Source organism: Gluconacetobacter diazotrophicus PA1 5, assembly GCF_000021325.1.
Classification (GTDB): Bacteria; Pseudomonadota; Alphaproteobacteria; order Acetobacterales; family Acetobacteraceae; genus Gluconacetobacter; species Gluconacetobacter diazotrophicus.
Map to the genome: position 1 here is coordinate 3,629,254 of NC_011365.1, position 14,564 is coordinate 3,643,817.

General features: G+C 66.0%; 12 protein-coding genes and 3 tRNA genes. 14 read left to right on the plus strand and 1 reads right to left on the minus strand.

From position 1 onward, the window contains the following. The first annotated feature begins 154 nt into the window (after positions 1–154). Positions 155–1,987, plus strand: a complete 1,833-nt coding sequence (locus tag GDIA_RS16670; RefSeq protein WP_012554884.1) for a glycoside hydrolase family 15 protein — start codon at positions 155–157, stop codon at positions 1,985–1,987. A 19-nt stretch (positions 1,988–2,006) separates the two neighbouring features. Here the strand turns inward: GDIA_RS16670 and GDIA_RS16675 are convergent, their stop codons facing one another. Next, positions 2,007–2,459: a CopD family protein gene (locus GDIA_RS16675; protein WP_012227358.1), complete on the minus strand. Its 453-nt coding sequence runs from the start codon at positions 2,457–2,459 to the stop codon at positions 2,007–2,009. 119 nt (positions 2,460–2,578) lie between these two features. Between GDIA_RS16675 and GDIA_RS16680 the strand changes: the two genes are divergently transcribed. The 13 genes from GDIA_RS16680 to GDIA_RS16740 all read left to right on the plus strand — a co-directional run bounded on the left by GDIA_RS16680 (position 2,579) and on the right by GDIA_RS16740 (position 14,563). Next, complete coding sequence (locus GDIA_RS16680) at positions 2,579–4,057, plus strand: bifunctional ADP-dependent NAD(P)H-hydrate dehydratase/NAD(P)H-hydrate epimerase (protein ID WP_012227356.1); 1,479 nt, start codon at positions 2,579–2,581, stop codon at positions 4,055–4,057. Between the two features lie 30 nt (positions 4,058–4,087). Then, positions 4,088–4,172: transfer RNA gene (locus tag GDIA_RS16685), tRNA-Leu, on the plus strand. Between the two features lie 81 nt (positions 4,173–4,253). Next, complete coding sequence (tig, locus tag GDIA_RS16690) at positions 4,254–5,591, plus strand: trigger factor (protein ID WP_012227354.1); 1,338 nt, start codon at positions 4,254–4,256, stop codon at positions 5,589–5,591. A gap of 237 nt (positions 5,592–5,828) precedes the next feature. After that, complete coding sequence (locus tag GDIA_RS16695) at positions 5,829–6,467, plus strand: ATP-dependent Clp protease proteolytic subunit (RefSeq protein WP_012227339.1); 639 nt, start codon at positions 5,829–5,831, stop codon at positions 6,465–6,467. A gap of 139 nt (positions 6,468–6,606) precedes the next feature. After that, positions 6,607–7,866, plus strand: coding sequence for an ATP-dependent Clp protease ATP-binding subunit ClpX (gene clpX / locus GDIA_RS16700; protein ID WP_012227337.1), 1,260 nt, complete (start codon positions 6,607–6,609; stop codon positions 7,864–7,866). 359 nt (positions 7,867–8,225) lie between these two features. Further along, positions 8,226–10,607 carry an endopeptidase La gene (gene lon / locus GDIA_RS16705; protein WP_244455147.1) on the plus strand — a complete coding sequence of 794 codons (2,382 nt, stop codon included), beginning with the start codon at positions 8,226–8,228 and terminating at the stop codon, positions 10,605–10,607. A 161-nt stretch (positions 10,608–10,768) separates the two neighbouring features. After that, positions 10,769–11,053 (plus strand): HU family DNA-binding protein, encoded by a 285-nt coding sequence (locus GDIA_RS16710; protein ID WP_012227333.1) that lies wholly within the window; start codon positions 10,769–10,771, stop codon positions 11,051–11,053. 75 nt (positions 11,054–11,128) lie between these two features. After that, positions 11,129–11,203 (plus strand) — tRNA-Val (locus GDIA_RS16715). Positions 11,204–11,297: 94 nt separating this feature from the next. Next, positions 11,298–11,374, plus strand: a tRNA-Asp gene (locus GDIA_RS16720). A 279-nt stretch (positions 11,375–11,653) separates the two neighbouring features. Beyond that, on the plus strand, positions 11,654–12,019 hold the full coding sequence (locus GDIA_RS16725) for an NADH-quinone oxidoreductase subunit A (protein ID WP_012227331.1): 366 nt from the start codon (positions 11,654–11,656) through the stop codon (positions 12,017–12,019). A gap of 22 nt (positions 12,020–12,041) precedes the next feature. Then, complete coding sequence (locus tag GDIA_RS16730; RefSeq protein ID WP_012227329.1) at positions 12,042–12,617, plus strand: NuoB/complex I 20 kDa subunit family protein; 576 nt, start codon at positions 12,042–12,044, stop codon at positions 12,615–12,617. A 16-nt stretch (positions 12,618–12,633) separates the two neighbouring features. Then, positions 12,634–13,275, plus strand: coding sequence for an NADH-quinone oxidoreductase subunit C (locus GDIA_RS16735; RefSeq protein ID WP_012227327.1), 642 nt, complete (start codon positions 12,634–12,636; stop codon positions 13,273–13,275). Between the two features lie 37 nt (positions 13,276–13,312). Then, a complete protein-coding gene (locus tag GDIA_RS16740; protein WP_012554886.1) occupies positions 13,313–14,563 on the plus strand; it encodes an NADH-quinone oxidoreductase subunit D in 1,251 nt (416 codons plus the stop codon). Position 14,564: the final 1 nt, after the last annotated feature.

Here is a 14,564-nt window from a genome sequence, read left to right on the forward strand (position 1 = left end):
AGCAGGGCCTTGCGAAAATGAAGGCGAATCCCCCGATTCCGCGTGTCTGTCCCTATCGACAAACGGAACGAAAATCAAGCGCGGAGCGTTGGGGATACGGGTTCATGCGTATCGGGTTGCAACGGGTCCTGGCGTCGTGTCCCTTGGAGGTGTCGTGGTCACTGTCGAGCCGCTGAAAATTGAGGATTACGGGCTGATCGGCGATGGTCGAAGCTGTGCGCTGGTGGGGCGGAACGGATCGATCGACTGGCTGTGCTGGCCACGATTCGATAGTCCGGCCTGTTTCGCCGCCCTGCTGGGCGATGGCGAGAACGGGCACTGGCTGCTGGCCCCGGACGACGAACGCGGCGGCGAGCCGGTTTCGATCACCCGCTCGTACCGCGAGCAGGGCATGGTGCTGGAAACCGTGTTCGAAACCCGTACCGGCGCGATCGCGGTCCTGGATTTCATGGCCATCGGCACCGAAACCCCGACCCTGATCCGCATCGTCGAGGGACGAAGGGGCTCGGTTCCGGTCCTGAACTGGCTGGTGCTGCGCTTCGATTACGGCCTGTCCGTACCCTGGGTCACGCGCCTGCCGGACAATATGGGCATCACCGCCATTGCGGGCCCGTCGCGCTGCGTGCTGCGCTGCCCCGTCGCCCTGCATGGCGAGGACCGCCACACCGTGTCCCGCTTCATCGTGTCCGAGGGCGACCAGGTGCCGTTCGTGCTGACGCACCTGGAATCGCACGGCCCGGTGCCGGACCCGATCGACGCGCTGGCCGCGCTGCGCCGGACGGAACAGTTCTGGGCGGACTGGATCTCGCGCTGCACCTATCAGGGCGAGCACGCGCCGGTGGTGCGGCGGTCGCTGCTGACGCTCAAGGCGCTGATCTATCAGCCCACGGGCGGAATCGTCGCCGCCCCGACCACCTCGCTGCCCGAGGAACTGGGCGGCGGTCGCAACTGGGATTACCGCTATTGCTGGCTGCGCGACGCCTCGCTGACCCTGATCGCGATCATGGCCGGCGGCTATTATGAGGAGGCGATGGAATGGCGCAACTGGCTGCAGGCCGCCGTCGCCGGCAGTCCCGACCAGGTACAGATCATGTACGGCATCGGCGGTGAACGCCTGCTGAACGAATGGGAGGCCGGGTGGTTGCCGGGCTATGCGGGCTCGACCCCTGTGCGGATCGGCAACGCCGCCGCCGGGCAATTGCAGCTCGACGTGTATGGCGAGGCGATCTCCGCCCTGCATGTCGCGCGTCAGACGCGCCTGTCCGCGATCACCGACGGCTGGCGGCTGCAGGTCGGGCTGCTGACGCACCTGGCCACGATCTGGAAGGAGCCCGACGAGGGCATGTGGGAGGTGCGGGGCGGCCGGCGCCAGTTCACGGTCTCCAAGATCTCCTGCTGGCTGGCATTCGACCGGGCGATTCGCGATGTCGAGAAATACGGGCTGGAAGCCCCGCTGGAGGAATGGAAGGCCCTGCGGCAGGAAATCCACGACACGGTCTGCCGCGAGGGCTTCAACACCGAAAAGAACAGCTTCGTGCAGTATTTTGGCGGCAGCGGGCTGGATGCCGGGCTGCTGCTGATCCCGGTCGTCGGCTTCCTGCCCGCCGAGGACCCGCGCGTGGCCGGCACCATCGCCGCCATCGAACGCGAATTGCTGGACGAGCACGGATTCGTCCGCCGCTACCTTCCCGACCATGCGGTCGAGGGTGTCGCGGGGGGCGAGGGCTCGTTCATCGCCTGCTCGTTCTGGCTGGTGAATACCTATGTCGCCCAGGGACGGATGGAGGAAGCCCATGCCCTGTTCAACCGGCTGCTGGCGCTGTGCAGCGATCTCGGCCTGCTGGCCGAGGAATATGACGCCGTGACCGGGCGGCAGGTGGGCAATTTCCCGCAGGCGTTCTCCCACCTCTCGCTGATCAACACCGCGGCGATCCTCAGCGCCGGGCGCATCACGGTGATGGGCGCGGCCCCCTTGCCGGTCCTGTAGCGGGCGCGGCGCGCGGGGCCTACAGCCCGCGCGCCATCGCGGCGGCCAGGATGGTCAGGAACCCCATTCCGATATTGATCATCACCAGCGACCGGATGCTGTCGAAGGTCGCGGGTTGCGGGCGGATGGCGCGCCGGACCTTCTGGAACGGGCCGAAATAGATCCGGGCGAACAGGGCCGCCATCGCCAGGCCCAGCACCTGCATCGCGTTCACCTGCCACGACACGGCGGCGAAGCCGCCCTCATGCAGGATCATCAGCCATCCGGTGACCAGAACCGTCGGCATCGTGTGCCAGACGATGCGGAAGAAGCGGGTCAGGGTCTGCAGGTGCACCGAGGCGCGCTGTGTCGCATCCAGCAGTCCCAGGCTGGGCCGCACGATGAAGACGGCATAGACCATGCCGCCGACCCAGGCGGTCATTCCGATCAGGTGGATGGCGAGCACGAGGCTCCAGAGGATCGAATGGGACATGTCTGCTCCGCTGAGATCGGGGATAGCTCGGGTGACCTGCCGTGCACGCCGATGGTATGCTTGATCGCTAATTCCGGACCGCCGCGCAAGTCGGCAGCAAACGGGAGTGATATCGCGCGATGGATGGTACCTGTACGTCGCTTCTTCTTCCCGATCCCACGCAGATGGGGCTGATCGACCGCGCCGCCAGCCGCACCGTGCCGGTGCGCGACCTGATGGAAAACGCGGGCCGGGCCGTGGCGCGGGCCGTGCTGCGGCATGTCAGGCCGTGCCGGGTGCTGGTCCTATGCGGCCCGGGGAATAACGGCGGCGACGGCTATGTCGCCGCCCGCCGGCTGGTCCAGGCCGGCTGGCCGGTCGCGGTCGCCGCCCTGGCGCCGCCCCGTCCGGGCGGGGACGCGGCCGCCGCCGCCGCCGACTGGCGCGGCCCCCGCGTACCCTTCACGGCGGAAGAGGCCGCGCGGGCCGACCTCGTGGTCGATGCGGTGTTCGGCGCCGGCCTCAGCCGCGATATCGATGCCGGCCTGGCATCGGTGCTGGCGGCGGCCCGCCGCGTGGTCGCGGTGGACATGCCCAGCGGCATCGACGGCGGCACCGGCGCGGTCCGGGGCTATGCCCCGCACGCCGAAATGACGGTCACGTTCGTGCGCGCCAAGCCGGGCCATCTGCTGCTGCCGGGGCGCGAGCGGCTGGGGCGGCTGGTGGTGGCGGATATCGGCATGCCCGACACGGTCTGGGACGCGGTGGACATCCGCACCTGGCGGAACGAGCCAGGGCTGTGGCGGGTGCCGGGCGACGCGGTGGACAGTCACAAATACGCGCGCGGCGTCGTCAGCATCTGCGGCGGCGCCACGATGCCGGGCGCCGCCCGCCTGTCCGCCGCCGGGGCCCGGGCGGCGGGCGCGGGGCTGGTGCGTCTGGCGGCGGGGGCGGCAGCGGATCTGTACCGGCTGGGCGAACCCGGGCTGGTGGTCGATGGCGGCGACCTGACCGACCTGCTGGCCGACCGGCGCCGCGCGGTCTGGGTCTGCGGCCCCGGCCTGACGGTGGACGAGGTCGATCATACATTGCCGATCCTGGTCGGGGCGGGGCGCACGGTGCTGGCCGATGCCGGGGCCTTTGCCGTGGCGGCGGACCAGCCGGACCGGCTGCGGGGGGTGGCGGTGATCACCCCGCATGCCGGGGAATTCGCCCGCGTGTTCGGCCATCCCGGCGACGACAGGCCGGCGGCCGCGCGCGCCGCCGCCGCGCGAACCGGCGCGGTGGTGGTGCTGAAGGGCCCCGATACCGTGGTCGCCGCGCCGGACGGGCGGGTCGCGATCAATGCCCACGCGTCCTCGGCGCTGGCCACCGCCGGGTCGGGCGACACGTTGACCGGGGTGATCGCGGCATTGCTGGCGGCGGGGATGGAGCCGTGGCCGGCCGCCTGCGCCGGGGTGTGGATGCATGGCGAAGCCGGGATGCGGGCCGGCCCCTGGCCGCTGGCCGAACAGTTCGACCAGCATCTGGGCGCCGCGCGGGCGCGGGCGGTGGAACTGGGCGCGCGGCGCCCGGCCTATCGGCATTGTCGGCTTGCCGGATCGGGTCTCGTGCGCTAAAGCCGCGCCCTTGGAAGACCGGGCGTCGTTGCGGGCGTGGTGGAATTGGCAGACACGCCAGATTTAGGTTCTGGTGGCGCAAGTCGTGGGGGTTCAAGTCCCTCCGCCCGCACCAGCCCGGCCAGTCGCGCGCGGATGCCGGCCCGAAGGGCCCCGTGCGTTCTATGAAGTTCTGACCGAGAGGATGGCCTGGCAGATGCAGGTTACTGAAACGCTTTCCGCCGGCCTGAAGCGCGGATTTACCGTCACGGTGCCCGCCGGCGAACTGGAGAGCAAGCGGACCGCCCGCCTGAAGGAACTGGGGCAGTCCATGAACCTGCCGGGCTTCCGTCCCGGCAAGGTGCCCCTGAGCATCGTCAAGCAGCGCTACGGCGACGCCGTGCAGGGCGAGGTGCTGGAACAGGCGGTCAGCGACGCCACGCGCGCGCTGATGGACGAGCGTGGCCTGCGTCCGGCGATGCAGCCGCGCGTCGACCTGGTGGCGGGTGCCGAGCCGGGCGGCAAGGCCGACCTGGAATTCAAGGTCGAGGTCGAACTGCTGCCGGACATCGCGCAGCCCGACCTGTCCACCCTGTCGCTGACCCGCCTGAAGGCCACCCCGGACGCCGAGACGATCGACAAGGCGCTGAAGGACATCGCCAGCCGCCAGCGCGATTTCGAGACGATCGAGGACGTCCGTCCGGCCGCGCAGGGCGACGTCGTGGTCGTGGATTTCGTCGGCAAGGTCGATGGCGTGGCGTTCGAGGGCGGCACCGCCCAGGACGTCAATGTCGAACTCGGCGGCGCGGGCTTCATCCCCGGATTCGCCGAGCAGATCGAAGGCATGTCCCCGGGTGAGGAGAAGGTCATCACCGTGACCTTCCCGGCGGATTACTCGGCCGAGAACCTGGCGGGCAAGGAAGCGACCTTCGACATCACCGCCAAGGCGCTGAAGCGCCCGGTCGATGTCGAGATCGACGACGAGATGGCGAAGAAGATCGGATTCGAGGGGCTGGAACAGGTCCGCGAACTGATCACCAGGCAGGTCGAGCAGGAATACGAGCAGCTGTCGCGCCTGCGCATCAAGCGCGAGCTGCTGGACGCCCTGGCCGAGAAGACCGACTTCGAGGCCCCGCAGGGCATGGTCGAGGCCGAGTTCGCGCAGATCTGGCAGCGCGTCGAAGCCGACCGGAAGGCCGGCGAGCTGGACGAGGAAGACAAGGAAAAGGACGAGGACACCCTGCGCGCCGACTACCGCAAGATCGCGGAACGGCGGGTGAAGCTGGGCCTGCTGCTGGCCGAGATCGGCCGCGCCAACGCCATCACCGTCTCGCAGGACGAGATGCTGCAGGCCATCCGGGCCGAGGCCATGCGCTATCCCGGCCAGGAACAGCAGGTGTTCGAGTTCTTCCGCAAGAACCCGCAGGCCGCCGAGAGCCTCCGTGGCCCGATCTTCGAGAACAAGGTTGTCGACTATGTGATCGAGCTGGCGACGGTCGAGGACAAGGACGTCACCCCCGAGGAACTGGCCGAGATCCCGCCCGCCGACCTCTGAGCGGCGCGGGTCCTGGATGGAACGCCCCGGCGCGCAGCGCGCGCCGGGCGCGGAGGACCGCCCTTCGCCGGATTTATCGCCATGAAATGATGGCGGCGGGGTGGTATCCGCACGGTTTATCTCTATCTTATCCAGAATAACCGGGGAACGACCCGGCCACCGGCTTCGACCGGCGCCCATGGCGCCGTTCCCAGGCGGTGCGTCGGGTCTTCGCGTTTCAGGAACGGGAATGATACTATGAGGGATCGGGATCCCGTGGAGATTTTCAGCAGCGCCCTAGTGCCCATGGTGGTCGAGCAGACCTCGCGCGGGGAACGGGCCTTCGACATCTATTCCCGCCTGCTGCAGGAACGGATCATCTTCCTGACCGGGCCGGTCTACGATCAGGTGGCCGCCGTGGTGTCGGCGCAGCTCCTGTATCTGGAGAGCGTGAATCCGACCAAGGAAATCTCGTTCTACATCAACAGCCCGGGCGGCGTCGTGTCGGCCGGACTCGCGATCTACGACACGATGCAGTACATTCGCAGCCCGGTCAGCACCGTGTGCATCGGCCAGGCGGCATCCATGGGCTCGCTGCTGCTGGCCGGCGGCGAGAAGGGGCGGCGCTTCGCCCTGCCGAACGCACGGGTCATGGTGCATCAGCCCTCGGGCGGCGCGCAGGGGCAGGCCAGCGACATCGAAATCCAGGCGCGCGAGATCCTGACGATCCGCCAGCGCCTGAACGAGATCTACGAGACCCATACCGGCCAGACGCTCGAGGATATCGAGCGCAGGCTGGAACGCGACAGCTACATGTCGGCCGAAGAGGCCCAGGCCTTTGGCATCGTGGACGAAGTGGTACGCAATCACGCGGCTCCGGCATCGGCCAAGAGCTGAGGGGCGGGGGCGGGCACGCTTTTTTAGCTTGGCGGCGCCCGCGGGCTTGGGCAGGGTTGATGAAACCCTGTCGTGAGTCAGGATTTTCGACCCCGGTCCGGGCGCCACGCGGCCCGGCATCCCGGGGGTAGGAGCGGTTATGAACAACAAATCCAGCGATTCGAAGAACACACTGTATTGCTCGTTCTGCGGCAAGTCGCAGCATGAGGTCCGGAAGCTGATCGCTGGTCCGACTGTCTTCATCTGCGACGAATGCGTCGAACTCTGCATGGACATCATCCGTGAGGAGCACAAGACGCACCTGGTGAAGTCGCGCGACGGCGTGCCGACTCCCAAGGAGATCTGCAAGGTCCTGGACGATTACGTGATCGGGCAGTTCTACGCCAAGAAGGTGCTGTCGGTCGCGGTCCACAACCATTACAAGCGCCTGGCCCACAGCCAGAAGAACAACGACGTCGAAATCGCGAAGTCGAACATCCTGCTGGTCGGGCCGACCGGTTCGGGCAAGACGCTGCTGGCCCAGACGCTGGCGCGTATCCTCGATGTGCCCTTCACCATGGCCGACGCGACGACGCTGACCGAGGCCGGCTATGTCGGCGAGGATGTGGAGAACATCATCCTCAAGCTGCTGCAGGCGGCCGACTACAATGTCGAGCGCGCGCAGCGCGGCATCGTCTATATCGACGAAATCGACAAGATCTCACGCAAGTCCGACAACCCCTCGATCACCCGCGACGTCAGCGGCGAGGGCGTGCAGCAGGCCCTGCTGAAGATCATGGAGGGCACGGTGGCCTCGGTTCCGCCCCAGGGCGGCCGCAAGCATCCGCAGCAGGAATTCCTGCAGGTGGACACCACCAACATGCTGTTCATCTGCGGCGGCGCGTTCGCGGGGCTGGACAAGATCATCAGCGCGCGGGGCAAGGGCTCGGGCATCGGATTCGGCGCGGACGTGCAGTCCCCCGACGAACGGCGCACCGGCGCGATCCTGCGCGACGTCGAACCCGAGGACCTGCTGAAATTCGGCCTGATCCCGGAATTCATCGGCCGCCTGCCGGTGGTCGCGACGCTCGAGGACCTCGATGAGGCCGCGCTGATCGAGATCCTGACCAAGCCCAAGAACGCGCTGGTGAAGCAGTACGCGCGCCTGTTCCAGATGGAAGGCGTGAAGCTGACCTTCACCGACGATGCGCTGAAGCAGGTGGCGCTGCGCGCGATCGCGCGCCGGACCGGCGCGCGCGGCCTGCGCGCGATCATGGAAAGCATCCTGCTGTCCACGATGTTCGACCTGCCGGGGCTGGAGAACGTGGACGAGGTCGTGATCAACAAGGACGTGGCTGAAAGCAAGACCAGCCCCGTCTATGTCTACGGCAAGGAGAAGCCGGCCGAACAATCGGCCTGATTTCCGCTTTCCAGGGGTGCCCCGGCAAGGTCATCCCGTTCCACACGGCGAACCGGGCTCTGCCCGCCTGGTCCGGTTCGCCTGTTCCTTCCCCGTCATTCGGGGGTCTTGCCGTGGCGGTCCCGAATGACGACATATCTCTCAGGTGATCGCGTCAGCGACACGCCGGGTGGTGCAGGCCGCGTCTGGATGCCCGCCCGGGATCGTCCTTCAGGAGGTCACACGATATGCCCGATTCCAATCGGTCCGATTCCAAACGGCTAAACCGCGACCAGTCCGTTGCGGCCGAGGCGGAAACCTCCGTCCACGCGCCCGAAACCACCGATGACGCGCAGGCGGTGTCCGACTCCGACCCCGGGATGATGGCGGTGCTGCCGTTGCGCGACATCGTCGTGTTCCCGCACATGATCGTTCCGCTGTTCGTCGGCCGCGAGAAATCGGTTCGCGCCCTGGAGGCCGTGACCAAGCATGACAAGCAGATCCTGCTGGTCGCGCAGAAGAACGCGTCGCAGGACGATCCGGCGGCCGACGACATCTATCGCTACGGCACGGTCTCGACGATCCTGCAACTGCTGAAGCTGCCTGACGGCACGGTCAAGGTGCTGGTCGAGGGCAGCCGCCGCGCCCACATCACCGCGCTGCACGACATCGACGGCCATTTCGAGGCCGAGATCGCACCCGTGGCCGAGGACCCGGCCAGCGGCAGCGAAGGCGAGGCGCTGGGCCGCACGGTCGTGTCGCAGTTCGAGCAATATATCAAGCTGAACAAGAAGATCGCGCCCGAGGTCCTGGTGTCGCTGAACCAGATCGAGGATCTGTCGAAGCTCGCGGATACGATCGCCAGCCACCTGAACCTGAAGATCGCCGAGAAGCAGGAAATCCTGGAGATCCCGGGCGTCAACGCCCGGCTGGAACGCGTCTTCGCGCATATGGAAGCCGAAATCGGCGTCCTGCAGGTGGAAAAGCGAATCCGCAACCGCGTCAAGCGGCAGATGGAGAAGACGCAGCGCGAGTACTACCTGAACGAGCAGCTCAAGGCGATCCAGAAGGAACTGGGCGAGGGCGAGGAAGGCAAGGACGAGACCGCCGAGCTGGAAGAGCGCATCGCCAAGACCCGCCTGCCGAAGGAAGCGCGCGACAAGGCGCTGGCCGAGCTGAAGAAGCTGCGGACCATGAGCCCGATGTCGGCCGAATCGACGGTGGTGCGCAACTATCTCGACTGGATCCTCAGCATCCCCTGGAAGAAGCCGTCCAAGGTCCGTCGTGACCTGGACGGTGCCGAGAAGGTGCTGGATACCGACCATTACGGGCTGGAGAAGGTCAAGGAGCGGATTCTGGAATATCTGGCGGTCCAGAGCCGTGCCAAGAAGATCAAGGGACCGATTCTCTGCCTGGTCGGGCCGCCGGGCGTGGGCAAGACCTCGCTGGCGCGGTCGATCGCCAAGGCGACGGGGCGGCATTACGTGCGCATGTCGCTGGGCGGCGTGCGGGACGAGGCCGAGATCCGGGGGCATCGCCGGACCTATATCGGTTCGATGCCCGGCAAGATCATCCAGGGGATGAAGAAGGCCAAGTCGTCCAATCCGCTCTTCCTGCTGGATGAAATCGACAAGCTGGGCGCCGACTGGCGCGGCGATCCGTCCTCGGCGCTGCTCGAGGTCCTGGACCCCGAACAGAATTCCACCTTCGCCGACCATTACCTGGAGGTCGATTACGACCTGTCCGACGTCATGTTCGTGACCACGGCCAACAGCCTGAACATGCCCCAGCCGCTGCTGGACCGCATGGAGGTCATCCGCCTGTCCGGCTACACCGAGGACGAGAAGGTCGAAATCGCGAAGCGGCACCTGCTGAACAAGCAGGGCGAGGCCCACAGCCTGCGTGCCGACGAATGGTCGGTCAGCGACGACGCCCTGCGCGAACTGGTGCGCAGCTACACGCGTGAGGCCGGGGTCCGCAACCTGGAACGCGAAATCGCGACCCTGGCCCGCAAGGCGGTGCGCGAGATCGTGACGGGCAAGGCCAAGAAGGTCTCCATCACGCGCAAGAACCTGGAAAAATACGCGGGCGTGAAGCGGTTCCGCTATGGCGAGACCGAGGCCGAGGACATGGTCGGCGTCGTGACCGGCCTGGCCTGGACCGAGGTCGGGGGCGAGATCCTGACCATCGAGAGCGTGATGGTGCCGGGCAAGGGCGCGGTCAAGCAGACGGGCAAGCTGGGTGACGTGATGCAGGAAAGCGTGGCGGCGGCCCTGTCCTATGTCCGCAGCCGCGCGGTGACGTTCGGCATCAAGCCGACCCTGTTCGAAAAGCGCGACCTGCATGTCCACGTGCCCGAAGGGGCGACTCCCAAGGACGGTCCGTCGGCGGGCATCGCCATGGCGACGTCGCTGGTCAGCGTGCTGACCGGTATTCCGGTGCGGCGTGACGTGGCGATGACGGGTGAAATCACCCTGCGTGGCCGGGTGCTGGCCATCGGCGGGCTGAAGGAAAAGCTGCTGGCCGCCCATCGGGCCGGCATCAAGACGGTCTTCATCCCCAAGGACAACGAGAAGGACCTGGTCGACATTCCCGACACGGTGAAGAAGGGCCTGCGGATTCTGCCGGTCGCCCATGTCGACGACGTGATCAGCCAGGCCCTGGTGACGCGCCCCGAACCCATCGAGTGGAGCGAAGCGCCCGAGCCCGTCGCCGCTTCGGCCCCCGCCGCGGGAATAGCTGCCTCGTCCCTGCCGCATTGAATGTGTCAAAAACGCACCAGCCCTCCGATTTGGCCGGGTTTTCCGCCGGACCGGGCGGGCTGGTCGGTTGACGCCGCGAAAAACGGCTGCATAGTGCGGCCCAATGCGGCGTAGGCAATCATATCGGTCCTGGCGCGCGCGCAGTGAAAGAAAGGCGTAAAATGGAGAAGCCACTCAACAAGCAGGAACTCGTCGCCGCCGTGGCCGACGACGCTGATCTGCCGAAGGCAAAGGCCGGAGAAGTGGTCGATGCCGTGTTCAGCGCTATCGAGAAGGCCCTGTCGAAGAAGCAGGAAGTGCGTCTGGTGGGTTTCGGCACGTTCGTGACGGCGACGCGCAAGGCAGCCAAGGGTCGCAACCCCCGTACGGGCGAGGAAATCGACATTCCGGCGTCCACCTCGGTTCGTTTCAAGCCGGGCAAGAACCTGAAGGAGGCCGTGAGCTGATCACGCGCTGACTTTGGCAGGGGCCTGGCCGGCCGCGCGTCGTGCCGTGGCCCCTTTTATTTTTTTCCGTCTTTGGGGCGATTAGCTCAGCGGTAGAGCGTCTCGTTTACACCGAGAGGGTCGGCGGTTCGATCCCGTCATCGCCCACCATGCCGGGGTCCCATACCTCGGATAGTTCGAACAAAAATCCTGCTCGTCGGTTGACGCGTCCCGGGGGGATGGCTAAACACCGGCTCACGCCTTCGCGGGTGTAGCTCAGTTGGTTAGAGCGCCGGCCTGTCACGCCGGAGGTCGCGGGTTCGAGCCCCGTCACTCGCGCCAGGGTCGCATCGTTGAAGATGCCGACCGGCGCCCAGCGGATCATTTCTTGCCCGCTCCAATATTCATGAAAAAATCTGATGCGGAATTTGATTGCCACGCAAGTAAATCGTGGTAAACGCGCGGATACGCGCGTTTTTTCATCATCACGGGAATGTTCACCATTCCATGGTGCATCGCACACTGGTCGCATCCGGATGTTGGGTCTAACCTGTCGGCCATGTCGAAGCCCTGTTTTCGTCATGACGTCGGAACGGCGTGCCACCAGTCAGGGGAAGCAACATGCAGTCCGTCCTCGCGGATTACTTTCCGGTCCTCATCTTCGGCGTGCTGGCCGTCGTCATCGCCGGCGCCATGCTGGGAAGCTGCCTTCTGTTCGGCCATCAGAAGCCGTATGCCGAAAAGGTATCGGCCTACGAATGCGGGTTCGATGCGTTCGATGACGCGCGGCATCGCTTCGATGTGCGATTCTACCTCGTGGCGATCCTGTTCATCATCTTCGATCTCGAGGTCGCCTTTCTCTTTCCCTGGGCGGTCAGCCTGTCGCGGATCGGCCTGTTCGGTTTCCTGTCGATGATGGGTTTCCTGGGCATCCTGACGGTCGGGTTCATTTACGAATGGTGCAAGGGCGCGCTGGACTGGGATTGATGTACGGCAAGGAGACACGGGCATGAGTGCCGCGAACGCGACGGGCGAGGGCCAGGACGCCATCGCCTGGAACAGGGAGATGCTGCCTCCGGGGCCGGAGCAGGATGCCGTCATCAAGGGCATCACCGGCGAAATCACCGAGAAGGGCTTCGTCGTCGCCAGCCTGGACAAGCTGGTGAACTGGGGCCGAACCGGCAGCCTGTGGCCGATGTCCTTCGGTCTGGCCTGCTGCGCCGTTGAAATGATCCACGCCTACATGCCGCGCTACGACCTGGACCGGATGGGCATCATCCCCCGCGGGTCGCCGCGCCAGTCGGACGTGATGATCGTGGCGGGCACCCTGACCAACAAGATGGCGCCGGCCCTGCGCCGGGTCTATGACCAGATGGCCGAGCCCCGCTGGGTCATCTCGATGGGCTCCTGCGCCAATGGCGGGGGATATTACCATTATTCCTATTCCGTGGTGCGCGGCTGCGACCGGATCGTGCCGGTGGACGTCTACGTCCCCGGCTGCCCGCCGACGGCCGAGGCCCTGATCTACGGCATCTTTCAACTGCAGAAGAAAATTCGCAGGACAGGGACGATTCTCCGTGGCTGACACCGGAACGGATCTGATGGCCCGGACGACCCGGGCATTCGGGGCCCTGGGGTCCCTGGCGTTCGCACTCTCCACCTCGGTGCCGGGCATCCAGTCCGCGGCGATCGAAGGGGGCGAGCTGGTCGTGCGCACCGGACGCGACAACCTGATCGCGCTGATGGGCATGCTGCGCGACGATCCACGCTATGCGTGCGAGCAGCTCATGGATCTGTGCGGGGTGGATTATCCGGCGCGGACCGAGCGTTTCGACGTCGTCTACAACCTGCTGTCGGTGACGCTGAACCATCGGATTCGGGTCATCGTCACGACCGACGAGACGAATCCGGTGCCGTCCGTCCATCATCTGTGGCCCGCGGCGACGTGGTGGGAACGCGAATGCTACGACCTGTTCGGGGTCCTGTTCTCGGGCCAGCCGGACCTGCGCCGTATCCTGACCGATTACGGTTTCGAAGGGCATCCGCTGCGCAAGGATTTCCCGCTGACCGGCTATGTCGAGGTGCGGTACGACGAAGACCGGCGCGAGGTGGTCTACGAGCCGGTCAAACTGACGCAGGATTTCCGCAATTTCGATTTCGAATCGCCCTGGGAAGGTATCCTGACCCTGCCGGGCGACGAGAAGGCGCATGAAACCCGCCAGGGGCTGAAGCTGCCGCGATGACCGGGACATGCATGCGCAAGGTGAGGGGAGGCGGACGATGAGCGACATTGTCCTTCATGAGGATATTCCGGAATCCCTGCTGCCCGGTGGCGAGGCCGCGGCGGCCGCGACCCACACGGTGGAAATCGATTCCCACGCCCTGAATTTCGGCCCGCAGCATCCGTCCGCCCATGGTGTGCTGCGCCTGGTCCTGGAAATGGAGGGCGAGGTCGTCGCCCGCGCCATTCCGCATATCGGCCTGCTGCATCGCGGCACCGAAAAGCTGATCGAATACAAGACCTATCCCAAGGCCCTGCCGTATTTCGACCGGCTCGATTACGTCTCGCCGATGTGCGAGGAGCAGGCTTTCGCGCTGGCGACCGAAAAGCTGCTGGGGATCGACATTCCCGATCGCGCGAAATGGATTCGCGTGATGTTCGCGGAAATCACCCGGATCCTGAACCATATCCTGAACCTGACGGCGCTCGGGCTCGATTGCGGCGCGGTGACCCCGGCGCTGTGGGGCTACGAGGAACGCGAAAAGCTGATCGAGTTCTACGAGGCCGCGTCGGGCGCCCGGTTTCATGCCAATTACTTCCGTCCCGGCGGGGTCTCGCGTGACCTTCCGGCGGGGCTGGAGGATCGGATCGCCGAATGGGCGCGCCAGTTCCCGGCCTGGATCGACGATCTGGAATCGCTTCTGACCAACAACCGGATCTGGAAGCAGCGCACGGTCGGGATCGGCATCTTCACGACCGAGCAGGCGCTGGCCTGGGGCTTCAGCGGTCCGTGCCTGCGCGCCTCGGGCGTGCCGTGGGACCTGCGCCGCGCCCAGCCCTATGACAATTACGACAAGGTCGAGTTCAACATCCCCGTCGCGCGCCAGGGCGATTGCTACGACCGCTACCTGATCCGCGTCGCGGAAATGCGCGAGAGCGTGCGGATCGTCGAACAGTGCCTGGCCCAGATGAAGCCCGGCCCGATCAAGATCCAGGACCACAAGATCACGCCGCCGCCCCGGCGCGAGATGAAGCGGTCGATGGAAGCCCTGATCCATCATTTCAAGCTGTTCACGGAAGGGTACCACGTCCCGCCGGGGGCAACCTATACGGCGGTCGAAAGCCCCAAGGGCGAATTCGGGGTCTATCTGGTCGCGGATGGCAGCAACCGGCCCTACCGGTGCAAGATCCGGCCGACCGGCTTCGCCCATCTGCAGGCCATCGACGAGATGTCGCGCCGCCACATGCTGGCCGACGCGGTGGCGATCATCGGGTCGCTGGACCTGGTGTTCGGCGAGATTGACAGGTGAA

Bases quoted from the DNA above. Each gene is read 5' to 3' on its own strand.
- GDIA_RS16675 (WP_012227358.1), bottom strand. From the start codon at position 2,459: ATGTCCCATTCGATCCTCTGGAGCCTCGTGCTCGCCATCCACCTGATC.
- GDIA_RS16680 (WP_012227356.1), top strand. From the start codon at position 2,579: ATGGATGGTACCTGTACGTCGCTTCTTCTTCCCGATCCCACGCAGATG.
- tig (WP_012227354.1), top strand. From the start codon at position 4,254: ATGCAGGTTACTGAAACGCTTTCCGCCGGCCTGAAGCGCGGATTTACC.
- GDIA_RS16695 (WP_012227339.1), top strand. From the start codon at position 5,829: ATGAGGGATCGGGATCCCGTGGAGATTTTCAGCAGCGCCCTAGTGCCC.
- clpX (WP_012227337.1), top strand. From the start codon at position 6,607: ATGAACAACAAATCCAGCGATTCGAAGAACACACTGTATTGCTCGTTC.
- lon (WP_244455147.1), top strand. From the start codon at position 8,226: ATGATGGCGGTGCTGCCGTTGCGCGACATCGTCGTGTTCCCGCACATG.
- GDIA_RS16710 (WP_012227333.1), top strand. From the start codon at position 10,769: ATGGAGAAGCCACTCAACAAGCAGGAACTCGTCGCCGCCGTGGCCGAC.
- GDIA_RS16725 (WP_012227331.1), top strand. From the start codon at position 11,654: ATGCAGTCCGTCCTCGCGGATTACTTTCCGGTCCTCATCTTCGGCGTG.
- GDIA_RS16730 (WP_012227329.1), top strand. From the start codon at position 12,042: ATGAGTGCCGCGAACGCGACGGGCGAGGGCCAGGACGCCATCGCCTGG.
- GDIA_RS16735 (WP_012227327.1), top strand. From the start codon at position 12,634: ATGGCCCGGACGACCCGGGCATTCGGGGCCCTGGGGTCCCTGGCGTTC.
- GDIA_RS16740 (WP_012554886.1), top strand. From the start codon at position 13,313: ATGAGCGACATTGTCCTTCATGAGGATATTCCGGAATCCCTGCTGCCC.